At 41.1% G+C, this 13,971-nt stretch carries 15 protein-coding genes; 2 read left to right on the forward strand and 13 right to left on the reverse strand.

Annotated elements, in window-relative coordinates:
• Nucleotides 1–36: 36 nt before the first annotated feature.
• The 3 genes from BW961_RS22970 to BW961_RS22980 all read right to left on the reverse strand — a co-directional run bounded on the left by BW961_RS22970 (nucleotide 37) and on the right by BW961_RS22980 (nucleotide 2,968).
• Nucleotides 37–654, reverse strand: coding sequence for a hypothetical protein (locus tag BW961_RS22970; RefSeq protein ID WP_068592616.1), 618 nt, complete (start codon nucleotides 652–654; stop codon nucleotides 37–39).
• 85 nt (nucleotides 655–739) lie between these two features.
• Nucleotides 740–1,159 carry an NUDIX hydrolase gene (locus BW961_RS22975; protein ID WP_068592615.1) on the reverse strand — a complete coding sequence of 140 codons (420 nt, stop codon included), beginning with the start codon at nucleotides 1,157–1,159 and terminating at the stop codon, nucleotides 740–742.
• A 258-nt stretch (nucleotides 1,160–1,417) separates the two neighbouring features.
• The gene (locus BW961_RS22980) at nucleotides 1,418–2,968 is read right to left on the reverse strand and encodes a sensor histidine kinase (RefSeq protein ID WP_068592613.1); all 1,551 of its coding nucleotides are present in this window, start codon (nucleotides 2,966–2,968) and stop codon (nucleotides 1,418–1,420) included.
• Nucleotides 2,969–3,218: 250 nt separating this feature from the next.
• On the opposite strand from BW961_RS22980, the gene BW961_RS22985 reads away from it, so the two are divergent.
• On the forward strand, nucleotides 3,219–4,337 hold the full coding sequence (locus BW961_RS22985; protein WP_068592610.1) for a GNAT family N-acetyltransferase: 1,119 nt from the start codon (nucleotides 3,219–3,221) through the stop codon (nucleotides 4,335–4,337).
• Between the two features lie 118 nt (nucleotides 4,338–4,455).
• Here BW961_RS22985 and BW961_RS22990 read toward each other — a convergent pair whose 3' ends face one another.
• The 6 genes from BW961_RS22990 to BW961_RS23015 form a co-directional block, all read right to left on the reverse strand.
• The gene (locus BW961_RS22990) at nucleotides 4,456–5,325 is read right to left on the reverse strand and encodes a metallophosphoesterase family protein (protein WP_139331723.1); all 870 of its coding nucleotides are present in this window, start codon (nucleotides 5,323–5,325) and stop codon (nucleotides 4,456–4,458) included.
• A gap of 51 nt (nucleotides 5,326–5,376) precedes the next feature.
• The gene (locus BW961_RS22995) at nucleotides 5,377–5,718 is read right to left on the reverse strand and encodes a DMT family transporter (RefSeq protein ID WP_076576997.1); all 342 of its coding nucleotides are present in this window, start codon (nucleotides 5,716–5,718) and stop codon (nucleotides 5,377–5,379) included.
• Nucleotides 5,715–6,503 carry an HAD family hydrolase gene (locus BW961_RS23000; RefSeq protein WP_068592609.1) on the reverse strand — a complete coding sequence of 263 codons (789 nt, stop codon included), beginning with the start codon at nucleotides 6,501–6,503 and terminating at the stop codon, nucleotides 5,715–5,717. Before BW961_RS23000 ends, BW961_RS22995 begins: the two co-directional genes overlap by 4 nt.
• A 14-nt stretch (nucleotides 6,504–6,517) precedes the next feature.
• Nucleotides 6,518–7,864, reverse strand: coding sequence for an ABC transporter substrate-binding protein (locus BW961_RS23005; RefSeq protein WP_139331724.1), 1,347 nt, complete (start codon nucleotides 7,862–7,864; stop codon nucleotides 6,518–6,520).
• A 103-nt stretch (nucleotides 7,865–7,967) separates the two neighbouring features.
• On the reverse strand, nucleotides 7,968–8,810 hold the full coding sequence (locus tag BW961_RS23010; RefSeq protein ID WP_068592605.1) for a carbohydrate ABC transporter permease: 843 nt from the start codon (nucleotides 8,808–8,810) through the stop codon (nucleotides 7,968–7,970).
• 28 nt (nucleotides 8,811–8,838) lie between these two features.
• Nucleotides 8,839–9,717 carry a carbohydrate ABC transporter permease gene (locus tag BW961_RS23015; RefSeq protein ID WP_068592603.1) on the reverse strand — a complete coding sequence of 293 codons (879 nt, stop codon included), beginning with the start codon at nucleotides 9,715–9,717 and terminating at the stop codon, nucleotides 8,839–8,841.
• 216 nt (nucleotides 9,718–9,933) lie between these two features.
• On the opposite strand from BW961_RS23015, the gene BW961_RS23020 reads away from it, so the two are divergent.
• The gene (locus tag BW961_RS23020) at nucleotides 9,934–10,509 is read left to right on the forward strand and encodes a GbsR/MarR family transcriptional regulator (RefSeq protein ID WP_068592602.1); all 576 of its coding nucleotides are present in this window, start codon (nucleotides 9,934–9,936) and stop codon (nucleotides 10,507–10,509) included.
• A gap of 114 nt (nucleotides 10,510–10,623) precedes the next feature.
• Here BW961_RS23020 and BW961_RS23025 read toward each other — a convergent pair whose 3' ends face one another.
• From BW961_RS23025 to BW961_RS23040, 4 genes are all read right to left on the reverse strand, one after another.
• The gene (locus BW961_RS23025) at nucleotides 10,624–11,133 is read right to left on the reverse strand and encodes a VanZ family protein (protein WP_244556034.1); all 510 of its coding nucleotides are present in this window, start codon (nucleotides 11,131–11,133) and stop codon (nucleotides 10,624–10,626) included.
• Between the two features lie 38 nt (nucleotides 11,134–11,171).
• Nucleotides 11,172–12,038, reverse strand: coding sequence for a M15 family metallopeptidase (locus BW961_RS23030; protein ID WP_068592601.1), 867 nt, complete (start codon nucleotides 12,036–12,038; stop codon nucleotides 11,172–11,174).
• 94 nt (nucleotides 12,039–12,132) lie between these two features.
• Complete coding sequence (locus tag BW961_RS23035; protein ID WP_068592599.1) at nucleotides 12,133–13,218, reverse strand: HAMP domain-containing sensor histidine kinase; 1,086 nt, start codon at nucleotides 13,216–13,218, stop codon at nucleotides 12,133–12,135.
• Nucleotides 13,211–13,912, reverse strand: a complete 702-nt coding sequence (locus BW961_RS23040) for a response regulator transcription factor (protein ID WP_068592597.1) — start codon at nucleotides 13,910–13,912, stop codon at nucleotides 13,211–13,213. The genes BW961_RS23035 and BW961_RS23040 overlap by 8 nt, the downstream gene beginning before the upstream one ends.
• Nucleotides 13,913–13,971 lie beyond the last annotated feature (59 nt).

Here is a 13,971-nt window from a genome sequence, read left to right on the forward strand (position 1 = left end):
TGCTGTGAAATAGTAACATTGGACTTGGAAAAGAGTCTACTTCCTTGCACGCCACAGACACCACAGAGCGTACAGGATTCCACCCAACACACCTACGCTAATTACAATTTCTGTCGAGTTGGAGGAAAAATACTTCGAAATGGACCCAGTGGCATTACTAACATGATTAGTCTTTTCATCAGAGCTTAATTCTGAAACCTCGTTATCATCTGAGGGTGATTGCGTTGGCGTAGAAATTCTATTAATAACAATTTCTTTATCTTGCAGAAAAGTTAATTCATTCGCGGCTTCAGCTACCTTCATCGTTGGAGAACATAGTGGATTCTCCCATCCGGACTCACTTTCTCTTAGATAATAGAGGTATTCCTCACCTATTTCACTAGGTCCCCGTAACGATCCCCATGTGATATTTTCTTTCACTAATATCTGTTCTTCGGATATCTTTTTAAAGCTCTTGCTGACTTTCAATTTAATCATATTGTTATCTTTCTTACGAACGACATCTTCCACGTGACCAACGATGATCCCGTCATATTCCTCATAACCTTGCTCACCCGTTGGCATTTCTACACATTTCAGAGCATGCGTAGTTGTTGGGCTGATCATTAATACAATAAGGATCGATACTAACGCGAGCACTATTCCCTTTTTCACATTCAACACCCCCTGCCATTTAAGACGAAATGGATAGTTAAATGTTGCTACAGAATCATACCAGTACCACCTATTAGTACTATATCTATGACAATACGCCTCTTACAAAAGGTGTTGTTTCAATACTATCTATCTTATCCATTTGAATCCAACTGGCACCTAAGGAATCCTCTCCGTCGCCATCTGTCTTTAATATGTACTGACTACTCGTTAATTTGACGTCATAGATGATTCCGATATGATGTAATTCCTCTAATTCATTTTCTTTCAATGGATAGACTAACGTATAGGATATTGCTGTTCTCAATTTTCCGTCTAATTCAACGATTCCAGTCTCTTCATAGAATTCTCTCATTAGTGTGTCATAAGGTTCTTCACCGAACTCTATCGTACCACCTGGTAAATCCCATTTTCCTTTATGTGGTCCTCTTGATTTCTTGATAAGTAATATTTGATCGTCATGGATAAGAATACCGTAAACGCCTAGATGGGTATATTTCTTCATCGTGATCTCCCTTAATATTCATAAGTACGTCTAATCTGTTACTCTTGCTATCATTTACTCTGAAAAAAGGTATCATTTATGTCCACGATCGCATTCATTATACTTAACGAACCTCTAACCGTTCCCACTTCTAACCCTTCCCAGGAAAAATAACGACTAATGATGACGACTCGTTGCAAATATATCTATGTTTTACTTCTCTACCCCAAAAGGACGGACGTAATATGTATGAATTCATCATAACCTAACCTCCACGGATCAACTGTTAGCCGGATACATCGGTAATTTAACGGTAAACACCGTTCCCGAACCAACTTCACTTTCTACCGATATGTAACCATCATGGTCTTCAATAATTTTACTGCATAAGGATAGTCCTAAGCCCGTTCCTTCTTCCTTCGTTGTATAAAAGGGGTCAAATATCTTGCTAATTTCACTTTGTGGGATGCCCTTTCCGTTATCACAGACTTGAATTACGGCCATCTCCCCTTCTCTACTCAATATGAAATGGATATGACCTGCTTGTTCCATAGCCTGAAAGGCGTTACGAATCAAATTGATTAATACTTGTATGATCTTGTCCCGATCCATTATTACCATAATATCTTCGTCTGAAGACTCCATTTCAAGGATATGACCGTAGGATGTAACCTCCGATTCGCACAATGAATACACTTTTGCCATGCATTTAGCCATCACTTCAGCCTTCATGTGGCTTTCATGAGGCTTTGAGAATTGTAAGAACTCTACCGTTAGTTCACCAACCCTTGTGATTTCGCTCATAATAACGTCATACCATGGCTCAATATTATATCCCGATTTCTTCGATAACTGGATAAACCCTTGAATGGATGTTAACGGATTACGGATTTCGTGTGCCATACCAGCTGCTAATTGCCCAACCATCTGCATTTTTTCTGAACGTAACTGTTCTTCCTGCCGTTTATTCCGATTCCCTTGCTTCATTTCAAGAATTCTTTCTTCGCCTATATGGATTAAATCTTGGAAATCACTTCCTTCCTCAGGGAAGTGTGTGATGCTGCTCGTTACCTTAATCCCTGAGTTCTCGCATATCTCTAGAACGTCCATTTGTTCCCTAGGCGATAACATGATCCCAAAGTTATCTCCAGCATATCGGCATGCACCAAGGTGATTCGGGAAATGCTCTATCAACTTACGAGAGAAACTTACTAGGATATCTTCGAAATTTTTAGTTGCAACATTACTAATATCAAACAGAACAAACTGAAACCCTCTGTTAAGTTCAATATGATGTTGTACTGTTTTGATATACCCAGAGTAGTTATTAAACCCTGTAAGGGCATCATAGTTGGTGAGATATTCGTTCTTCACTTTCAATCGTCTCTTCTCGGATTCACTACGCAAGATGACATGGAAGAATAGAACAGTGACTAATGCCGTGATCACATCGAAAATAGAAACTAACATATTGTAGGTCGTAAGTGGAACATAGGAAAGCCTTATGAACGTGTACTGGAGGATCAATAAGAGCGCAATCAGAGTGGTATCTCGATGTCTTGTCTTATGCTCTATCACATTTATAGTCGTAATGTAATACAATAAAATGCACCAATTTAAGTGGCTCGAATAATGGAATGCTCCTAATGGTATAAATTGAATATATTTAAGCCAAGTATATTTGCGATCCAACATTACACTTAGAATTAGCAGTAACGCTGTTATCACTGTCAAAATCACGTTCGGCGTCTTACCCATAATTACAGAAGATACAATAATAAGAACGCAGATCAAGGGTACATATAGGAGCTTGATCATATTGATGGTCAAATGCAATCACACCTCGTTGACGGTTGATATCGTCTTTTACATAGTATTATTCAAATACAATTGTCTCCTATATTACTAGTATTTACAACATTTAATTCCATCATAAACAATGAATTTACTCCTATATTTCAACAACATAACGACTACCATTCAATTCCATAACGAAGAATAAAGAGTTATACTAAATACCATATCCGGTTCCATAGAACGGATGATTTGTATCTTGTTATGCAACAGGAGGAAATTAGTCATGGAATTCAGACTCATTAAAGAAGCAGAACTGAAAGATGCCGCGCTTTTAGCAGAAGAAGTATTTTGTACAAACGGAGAGCGTTTTATGGAAATCTCCTTCCCAACCTTATTTCGACCGGGTGTAAGTCATTCGTATGCCGCCTTCAATGATCAAGGAAAGATTGTATCTTTTATCGGAATGGTTCCCTTCATTATTCAATCTGGTAAAGTACATCTACATGCCTATTCGATCGGTGCGGTCTGTACAGACCCAGCATATCGGGGACAAGGGCTTGCAGGAGAGTTATTTACGCTTTGTCAGCAACATGCCAAAGCATCCGGTGCTTCATTGATGTTCATCTCTGGAGGTCGCTCTTTATACACTAGAGCCGGTAGTGTAGCGTTTGGCAAATCCAATAAATATATACTTGAAGCACAGACTGCAGAACAACTTAAAGTGGAATCATCTCATTGGTCATTCTCTGAAATGGAACCCAAGGATATGTTCGCCGTCCATTCCTTAATGATACATAAGTCCGCTGGCATTCAATGGGGGCTTTCCGATATTGCCCAATTCATTGGTGCAAGTCCGATGGCCAATATTCACCGTATGGATCAGCATATCCACATAGCAAGAACATCAGAACAAGAGATCGTTGGTGTTGCTGTATTCGCTGTACCGAGAAACGACTCTTCTGATCGCGTTGGCATGCTTATAGAACAGGCAGGCTCACCCTCTGCTGTTGCAGCACTTCTGTCTAATGCTCTCACACAGTTCGAACTGACTTCCTTGAGCGTAACATTACCTTGGCAAGATGTAGAACTTGCCAACCAGCTTGAAGCTGTCGATACCTCTGTAGAGCGACAAAGTAATGAAGGAACGGTTCTTGTTATTGATGGGGAAGCATTGATTGCCCAATCTGGCTATGATAAGTCTGATGCCAACAACATCACGATCTCCGTTCTGCCAGATGGACGTTATGAGTTACACACACCACATGGATCATCATCCGTTATTGGTGGTAATCCCGAGCTAGTATCGCTCTTCTTCGATCCGGAATCAACGATAGAGCAACCAGTAGATGCCAAGCTACAGACGATAGCATTACCTTATATGTATGGTTTATATTTCATCTAAATTTATGTAAAGCCTACAAAACGAAGAACGAAGAGGTAGCCTCAGTCATGGGGCTACCTCTTCGTGATACACGCTCAGATATAATCAAGATTTGATTTGTATCCATCCAATGCCATGATCAGGACTTTTGGATAGGAGGAAAGGCTACTTCATACTGAGCGGATTCAATCCAAGTTCCTGTCTTGAAATCTCGACCACGAACTAGAACCTTATCGCTGTATATTTCTACATAATAACCTTGACTACCTGATTTATGCTTATCCTCATTCGTCCATAGATAGGCAACCGAAGCCGAATTGAACATCGTGGCAGTGTTACCTTGATCGGCAAACATGGTATTATCTACTTCAAGCTCCCAATGGGTATGTCCGGTAAATAGAAGAACTTGAGGATATTTCGATAAGATCGCTTTTAATTCATCATCCTGTGTTACTCCGTACCACTCCTGTGACTCCAGTGATCCAGCCACTGTGTTCTTGAGCGGTTGGTGTAAGAAGAGGAATATCGGCTTATCTGGTGATGATTGCTCTGCAAGCTTGTGATCCAGCCACTGAAGCTGATCATTCGAAAGATCGCAGAACGTCCGCAGACCCTTCTCTGTTCCCAGAAAGATATAATGATAGCCATTAACCCAGCGATCATGATATGGACCCGTCATTCCTGTCTGGGATTCATACAATGCCAACCGAGATACCCAATCTCCAAGACCCACATCATGATTTCCTAAAGTGAAAGTGATTTCTGGTAGTTGCTCTTTGTACATATTTACAATGCGAAGCATTTCTTCGTATTCCTTAGGAAATCCGTGATTGGTAACATCTCCAATATGCATGATGCCACTACTTCCTTCACATTGAGTTGCAATATCCCGGAGCGCGCCCTCAAAGTTGAGATTATACTCATGATTCGGGTCATCAGTAATGTGAGTATCGGTGATAATTTGAAAAGTCTCAATCGGTTGTTCTGCTGTTTGCTTGTTCATGCTCATTCGTAGAATCCCCCCAGTTATGCACTGATAAATTCACTTTCGCGTCGGACCTTAGTGAGTCTTAGCGCTAATATTTAATCCTATAATACCTGCGACAATGACTAAGACCCAAAGTAAAGAGGATAACGACATTTTCTCCTCGAAATACACCACGCCAACCAAGGAAATAAGAATAATTCCTGCGCCCGACCATATCGCATAAGCAACGCCCACCTTAATAGAGGTGAGGGCATAATTTAACGAAGTGAAACTGATTCCATAGAACAGGAACATGAGTAGAGATGGCCACAGACGAGTGAAGCCGTGGGATATTTTCATAGAGACCGTACCTGAGAGTTCAAACAGAATGGCCATAGCTAGAAAAATCCAAGCCCACGCACCTTCAATCTTCACTGGGGGTTCGCTCCAATTCGTAGCTGCTCATAAGATTGTACGATAATATCTGCATCTGGAAAAATTCTGTATATTTCTGTATTATTTGAAGTTCCCGTAATTCCAATAGCTACTCCTGCACCAGCTGCTTTAGCCATCCGCATATCTCCATTAGTATCACCGATCACCACTACCTGAGATGGATCAACAGATAATGCCTTACAGGCAAGATGAGCCATGTCCGGAAATGGTTTACCTCGACTAACAAGATCTGTTCCTATGACCGCAGTGAAATAGTGCCGCAAACCCATCCAGCTCAAGTGCTTCTCCGCCGCTGCAGTCTCATCAGCGGTCACAACAGCCAGCTTGATCCCATGTTTTACACAATCGTCAAGAAAATACTGAAGACCACTAAGGGGAAGAACAGGCCTGTTCTGTTCCAACACGGCATCCGCTACGTGTCGGCAGTTATGAACAAGCTCCATGGACTCTGCCCAAGATAATCCAAGTTGATATCCTTGCCATGAAAGAATGGCACAGAGATCCTCCATCGTTCCCATCGCGAGTGGGCCATTGCGGTCATAATCCGTAATGCTACCATGGACATTATGCACGGTTCCCAATAATGAAGACAGCTGTGTTCCAAGCATCATGAGCCCTCTCTCTTCTAAAGACTTGATATATGTGGCCAGAAAATATTCACTCCAGCTTCCCCATAGGGATACGAACTCAAGAAGTGTTCCGTCTTTGTCGAACAAGATCGCGGATACGGAGTAGCTCCCTTGTGGAGTCATGAGCTTAGACATTGTGTAGTCCACCTTTATTTCAATTTGTCGAGCGCGGCCTGCGCCGTTTCTTTCGCTTCTCGAAGTGCCTCTGCTGCCGGTACATTCTCGATCTGTACTTTATCTGCTGCGATTTTCAGTGCATCACTGATCTTACCACCGGTAGGGTCCAAGAAAGGCGCAGAAGCATGGGACGCCTGTTGAAGCGGAATTTCGATCTGCGGATTACTCTCACTAAACGAGATGAAAGCTGGATCCTTCGAAGCAGATTGACGAACGGAAATATATCCTGTGTTAATTGACCAGAAGGCTGTATTCTCTGAATTCGTAAAGTAGGTGAGCCACTTCATAGCTGCTTTCTTATCAATATCACTTGCCTTAGACGGAATACCGGCCATTAAAGCCTCAGCTGTTGGCTTACCTTCGCCGACACCTGCCCAACCCGGTTGCTCCATTGCAGATATGATGCTAAAGTCTAGATCGCCCTGATCCCCACTTGAACCCGTATAACCTGCGGCCTGACCCTTCATCACATCATCAATTGTTTTGTACCAATATTCCCAACCTTGACCTCCAGAATGAATCCTCATGGTCTTATCCTCATGAATCAACTTACGAAAGAAATCCCAAGTCTGAATCCACTCTGGGGAGTCGATCATGACTTCTTTACCATCCTCACTAAGAATACTACCGCCTTTACTCAGTGAGGCATCAATCATGTTGGCGGCTCCCCACATTGGCTCCCATCCGAACACGCTTGTTTTATCACCATTTTTAACCGTCATTTTCTTAGCAGCCGCTGCTAAGTCCTCCCATGTCTTCAGGTCGTCTGCCTTAATACCATTCTTCTCGAAAGCATCCTTGCGGTAGTACATAATTTGTGTCGTTCCATACATCGGTAAGAAGTATTGCTTACCGTCCACCTGTCCCTGATTTAGAAATGTCTGGATAAAATCATCCTTATTGAAATCAGACTGCTGAGCCATAAGCTCGTCGATTGGAGCAAAGTATCCCTTACGCGCCCAATCCACATTAGAAGAGAGCACCGCAGCAGGAACTTGTCCTGTGGCTATAGCGGCTTGCAGTTTCTGCTCTGTTTCGGTATAGTCAGCCTGCACAATACCCTTTACAATGACTTCCTGCTGCGAGGCATTGAACTTCTGAATAAGTTTCTCCATATTTTCGCCAAGTTTCCCACCGAGTCCATACCAGAATTCAATCGTTACAGGATCGCTTTGTACAGGTGCTGCCTCCACAGAAGGCGTCTTGGTTTCCCCGTTTGCAGCCGTAATATTTCCTGTACCTGCATTCTCACCACATGCCGTTAATAGTGTGAATGTAGCAATTAAAGACAAAGCCGATAACCTCTTAAATACGCTCATCATCATTCTCCTCTTTGTTCATTAATGAACAATTTATATAACAACATTCTCAATGAATTGGAAATATTCCGACATTGCTCTCACACTGATTTAATTCCTAAATTCACCCTTTAGTGGAACCTGCGGTCATATTAACACTTTGCATAATTGTTTTCTGAGTCAGTACAAATACAAGTAGTAATGGGGCAATGGTGAATGCACTCGCGGCCATGATTAGCGGCCATTTCAATCCGTAAGCACCTCCTTCAACGAAGAAGCTACGAAGACCGGCGGATACCAGCTGTAAGTTGGGGTCTTTTGTAATCAGCATCGGCCAGAAATAATTGTTATATTGATCAATGAAGGTGATAAGAGCCAGCACAGCGAAGGAGGATCGTGTAATTGGAACAATAATGGTCCATAAAATACGCATATGTGATGATCCATCGACTTCTCCGGCCTCCACCAGTTCATGAGGAACCTGAAGGAACGCTTGTCTGATTAGAAAGATAGAGAATACACTTACGCAGTTAGACAGAATCAGTCCGGCATACGAATTTAACAAATGTAATTCGGACAGAATGAGATACCCGGGTAAATAGACCGCTGTAGCTGGAACCATATAGCCGAATAAGATCACGCCTGCGAATAGCCCCTTCAAGCGAAATTTCATATGTGTAAGCGCATATGCCATCATCCCCGAATTAATAACTTGGAAAATAACAATAGAGATGGCAACGAATATACTGTTACCCATGTATCTGAAGAACGGTGCCTGGTTCCATGCTTCTACAAAGTTCCCCCATAGAGGTGTCTCCGGCCAGAGCGTAGGGGGTGAGCGCCAAATTTCATCGTTCGTTTTCAATGCGCTGGTTACCATCCAATAAAAAGGAAAGGCCATCATCAGAGCAAATACGGCGAAAAATAAATGGCGTAGCACGCTTCCCAATCTTGTGATCTTACTCATTCAAGAGCCTCCTATACTGTAGATTGTACTAATAATGCGTGCTTCGATTACTGACCCCAAGTGAGAACAAAGATAGTAACATGCACATGAACACAAGAACCATTGCGACAGTAGATGCCTCCCCGATCTGGAATGATTCGAAGGCAGACTGATAATACATATACAACAAAGTACGAGTAGATCCAGAAGGTCCTCCCTGTGTAAGCACATTAATCTGGTCGTAAGCCTGAAGCGCTTGAATCATCTGAACTACAAATAAAAATAGTGTGGTTGGCGATATTAACGGCATTGTGATACGTATAAATTTCTGTACAGGGTTTGCCCCATCAAGATCAGCAGCTTCCAATAGGTCCGCAGGTACGTTGCGTAATGCCACTAAGTAAAATATCATAGCCCAACCCACGGATTTCCATATGGTCACGATGAGTACCCCAACAAGTGCCCACTTAGGATCATGAAGCCAGCCAATCTTCTCCAAGCCCAGAAAGTTAAGCACCGTATTAGCAAGACCCATATCAGGTTCATAAATCCAGGACCAGACGATGGAAATAGCTACAGTTGGCGTAACCCAAGGAGAGAACAACAACGCCTGATAAAAGGTAGATCCTTTCAGCTTGCTACTCATCAGAAGAGCTAGACCTAATCCGATCAGAATAACTGGCAGCACGCTTCCCGCACAAAACAACACGGTTACTTTGAGCGCTTTATAAAAGGCTGGATTATGAAAGAGCTCGTTATAATTATTTAATCCGACAAATGTTTTCTCAGGACTCATGAAATCCCATTCCGTAAAGCTTAGATAAAATACATACAACAGTGGTGCTAGCCAGAATACAACAAACGGAATCATCGCTGGTAGCGTAAAGAGTACTGGTTTCAATCCACTTATAAATTTCGAGCGTGTCATCCTTTTTGCCCCCCATTCCCTCTTCTGTCGTGTGCGGTATAATATAAAAGAGAACTCCTCTGTTCAAATAAAATTGTACACTCATCTGATTACAATTGGGTCAAGCGTGTGTAAACATCAATTATTAATTATGTAAAATCCAAAAAGTAGCGAAGACTATCTTCTATTTTGTGTAATATAGAATGATAGAATCTAGTTGAACTGGAGGTTCATCTTTTGAAACAGGTAGCTTTTGGCGAAGAAAGACCAGACTTATCTCCACGGGAGCAGTTACTACGTCCGATGATTGATGCCATTGCCCAGACGATGGACTTATACGGATCGAATTATTCCTTTGGGCAACTCTATGGGATTATGTTATTTGAGGACAGACCGATGACTCTCGAGGAAATGAAGAATATTATGAATATGAGTAAAAGTAATATGAGTTATGGCGTCCGCTCATTAATCTCTTCTAAAATGGTCACGAAACTTGACGAAAAGCGTGAACGAAAAGATCTATATGCTGCTGAGACAGATTTCTTCCAAGCCTTTAAGAACTTTTTCACTTTAAAGTTACAACGGGAAATTGATGTGATGATGGAAACGCTAGAAGCCGTAATACCTGAGTTCGAGGAATTCACCAAGGCTTCGAACACTTCTGAAGAGGATCGAGAACACTGTCTTAAGGACCTAAGCAAGCTACAGCATGCCGTTCAATACTATAATTGGCTACAGCAATTTGTCGATGAGCTTCAGAAAGGAGATTTCTTCGGAAATTTACCAAATGAATTTAAGCCATTTACAAAGTAGGGGAGAAAGAGTGTATTAGCTATTACTAACTAAGAAAACTAAATACAAAAACTCAGCAAATCCTAATTATAGGATTGCTGAGTCTTCACTTCTAATCATATTCACTACATGTCCCTACCCTTGAGTAACCTTTGATTCATTCCGTTTAAACATAACGCAAATTTTAAAAATAACAAAACCAATTAACCCACCCGAAACATTTAATATGAGATCATCCACATCAAAAGTTCCTATTTGAAATAGAACCTGTGCACACTCCAAGCTTAAACTTAAACCAAGCGATAGAATAAATACGCTTATGAATGACATTTTATGATTTCTAGACATGAGTAGAAGGAAGATACCAAACGGTATGAATATAGCGATATTTCCAACCAAATTGATTAGACCATGGCCCGATAAATGATACATATTTCCTAATATTTCCTTCAACGGACTTAAATTACCCGATTGCAATCGTTCTATTATATTCTCTGGGTTTCGTAGATTTCTCTGCATTTGACCCTGCAGAAAAGTCACATCAATTGTACCAAATTTAAATAAAATGACTTTGATTAATACATACATATACACGGCAAATAGTATCGGTACGATGATACCATTCATTAATTTCATTCGTTTCATACCGTATCCTCTCCCTTCTTGAGATGTGTCCATACCCATTAGGGATACAACGTTACAATGACGCCATCTATATTGTTACCCGATACCTCATAACGACGATCCGTCGGCATGAGTATCATCGTATTGTTGACAATAGGATAATAGGATATCTCGTATTCTTTATGATCTATACTCGTGGTATAGGTTTTTTGTTCTTTCAGGAAATCCAAATATTGTTCCAACGTGAAATTCTTCTCCTGCATAATCATACTGTGTGGTAATCCCACATAGCGATAATGCCAAGGTTCATACTGAATGCCTGTAATGTCTGATTTGTCCTTGGGATATCGTAAAATAAACCCATATGTAGAGGCGTGTTTCTGTAACCATTGTCCTTCATCCGCTTGATTCATTGCCATTTCAGTAGATCCTATATCAAGGGATAATCCTACGTTATGTTCGCTATAGCCCGCCGGCAAAGCATAATCTGAACCCATTTCTTTATATAGCCGATTCTGATCTTCTTCATCTCGATAACCACTACTTATCAAAAAATGACGTACGCCATCTCGAGCAGCCTTATCGATCATCACTTTGAATTGTTGCACCACACGTCGCGACAATTGAATCGTGTTATCTAACAACCCGTATCCTCGTACGAGTTCCTTATTCTGAAACAAATTCACCACATCAGGAGTTACACCCGCTGGATGTACAGGATACTGATTGTTCACTAACAAGAGATCGCCCTGGTAGATCCGATCCATTCCAACTTCTATCGAATGGTTGTTATCTTGATCTATCTTATCTTGAGCAAGATAGTCTTCTATGGATAGTTTGTTACTCGCGACTTCAGGCTCCTGTTTCATAACTTCAAAGCCAAATAGTAAAAATACAATAACAAGCAAAAAAGCCCACTTCTTCATCTTTAGTTCCTCCTAACCTTTCATTCATTAAGAATAGAGGAACTTCTTTAAAAAGAAGTCGGGCAAATATTAAGTTTTTCTTAAATTTGTGTCATCAATGGGGTAATCTCACTTCAAAAATCGTACGAATCACATCACTTTGCACAGTTATCTTTCCGTTATGCTGCTCCACAATATTCTTCGCAATGAGCAATCCCAGACCTGTACCACCTTCTTGATGTGTTCTAGCCTGATCACCGGTGTAAAACATTTCAAAGATATGAGGTAAATCTTTCTCTGGAATACAATCACCGTAATTAATCACTTGAACCACGACTTCTTCTTCAACAAGATGGCAGTTCATATCTACGAACTGTCCGTCTTTACCATACCGAGTGGCATTGGTCAGCAGATTCTCAAATACACGTGCCAACAGCTCCCCATCACCCGAAATATTTACATTTGGAGTCACATTCAATCTAGCAATTAGATTATTTTTCTCAAAGACAGGATATAATTCTTCGTTCAATTGGTTGAGCAGCTCGCTTAGATCGATGGATTGCTTATCAATGGTAATCATACCGTAATTCATTCTCGTGATCTCAAATAGTGAATCAATGAGTTTCTCCAACCGCTGAGATTTAGTGAAAGCAATCGTCGAATAATGTTTAACCTGTTCCGTTGTTAACTGATCATCTTGAAGAATCAAATCTAGATAACCTATCACCGAGGTCAGTGGCGTACGTAAATCATGTGCTAAATTTAAGACTAACCGATCCTTACTGCTCTCTGCAAAATCCCCTCGTACAACCGCTGCTTGCAGCTTTTCACTAGCCAAATTAATGTCTTCCGCAATATCTTTGAACTCGTCATTCGAAGCAATATGAACACGATTGTTAAAGTCACCATTAGCAAGACAATGAATCCCCGTGGATATTTCCTTGAAATAGGTTGCGTAGGGCTTGGTGAGAAAAAAGAAAAATAGAATCGCAAGCGGAATGAATAGGATCAAAAAGAAGTTGAGATCCCCAAAGTTAGATATGACTTTGCGAACTTGAGCTAATGGATCTTCAAACCGAACCTTCACATAATAAAGCTGAAGAGCTTTATAGATAATAAACGTGATGGCACCTGAGAACAGCATACTTAACCCTAGTAACACGATCATTTTTGATCGAAAACTTCGTATCATGTTAGCCATTGAATGTATATCCAACCCCCCAAATGGTTTTAATCCATTTGTTTTTAGTCTTATCTTCTCCAAGTTTCTTTCGCAGGGTACGAATATGTACCATGACCGTATTACCACTTTCAAAGTATGCTTCGCCCCACACATGTTCAAATATATTCTCAGCACTGAATACTTTCCTCGAATGGCCTGCAAGTAGGTAGAGAATATCGAATTCTTTCGGCGTTAATACAATGTTCTCACCATATAAGGTAACGGTTCGTTGTTCAGGATCGATGGTTAATCCACCGACTTCCAGTATCCATATGGATTGATCCTCTTGCGTCGGTACATTCAACTGCATAGAACGTCGTAGCTGAGCATTCACCCGGGCAACCAATTCCATCGGGTTAAATGGTTTGGTCATATAATCATCAGCCCCCATGACGAGTCCTGTGATCTTATCCAAATCTGAGGTCTTAGCACTCAGAAAAATAATGGGCATATGATACTTTTCCCGAATCTGTCGTGTCACTTCGTAACCATCAAGTCCGGGCATCATAATATCTAGAATCGCTAGATCAATCGCTTGCGTATGAATAACATGAAGCGCTTCTCTCCCATCAGATACTTTGATGAGATGGTATCCTTCTTTCTCCAAATGTAATGCAATGAGATCTGCAATTTCTGCTTCATCATCCGCTATTAAAATCGTGATTCGTTTCATTTATATCGTACTCCTCTACTCCTAGATGCAAGTAACTTTAGCTATACGTGTATCCTACC

This window comes from Paenibacillus macquariensis (genome assembly GCF_900156375.1).
Classification (GTDB): Bacteria; Bacillota; Bacilli; order Paenibacillales; family Paenibacillaceae; genus Paenibacillus_AQ; species Paenibacillus_AQ macquariensis.

Bases quoted from the DNA above. Each gene is read 5' to 3' on its own strand.
- BW961_RS23005 (WP_139331724.1), bottom strand. From the start codon at position 7,864: ATGAGCGTATTTAAGAGGTTATCGGCTTTGTCTTTAATTGCTACATTC.
- BW961_RS23040 (WP_068592597.1), bottom strand. From the start codon at position 13,912: ATGAAACGAATCACGATTTTAATAGCGGATGATGAAGCAGAAATTGCA.
- BW961_RS22985 (WP_068592610.1), top strand. From the start codon at position 3,219: ATGGAATTCAGACTCATTAAAGAAGCAGAACTGAAAGATGCCGCGCTT.
- BW961_RS22975 (WP_068592615.1), bottom strand. From the start codon at position 1,159: ATGAAGAAATATACCCATCTAGGCGTTTACGGTATTCTTATCCATGAC.
- BW961_RS23000 (WP_068592609.1), bottom strand. From the start codon at position 6,503: ATGTCTAAGCTCATGACTCCACAAGGGAGCTACTCCGTATCCGCGATC.
- BW961_RS22990 (WP_139331723.1), bottom strand. From the start codon at position 5,325: ATGAGCATGAACAAGCAAACAGCAGAACAACCGATTGAGACTTTTCAA.
- BW961_RS23030 (WP_068592601.1), bottom strand. From the start codon at position 12,038: ATGAAGAAGTGGGCTTTTTTGCTTGTTATTGTATTTTTACTATTTGGC.
- BW961_RS23015 (WP_068592603.1), bottom strand. From the start codon at position 9,717: ATGACACGCTCGAAATTTATAAGTGGATTGAAACCAGTACTCTTTACG.
- BW961_RS23035 (WP_068592599.1), bottom strand. From the start codon at position 13,218: ATGGCTAACATGATACGAAGTTTTCGATCAAAAATGATCGTGTTACTA.
- BW961_RS23025 (WP_244556034.1), bottom strand. From the start codon at position 11,133: ATGAAACGAATGAAATTAATGAATGGTATCATCGTACCGATACTATTT.
- BW961_RS23010 (WP_068592605.1), bottom strand. From the start codon at position 8,810: ATGAGTAAGATCACAAGATTGGGAAGCGTGCTACGCCATTTATTTTTC.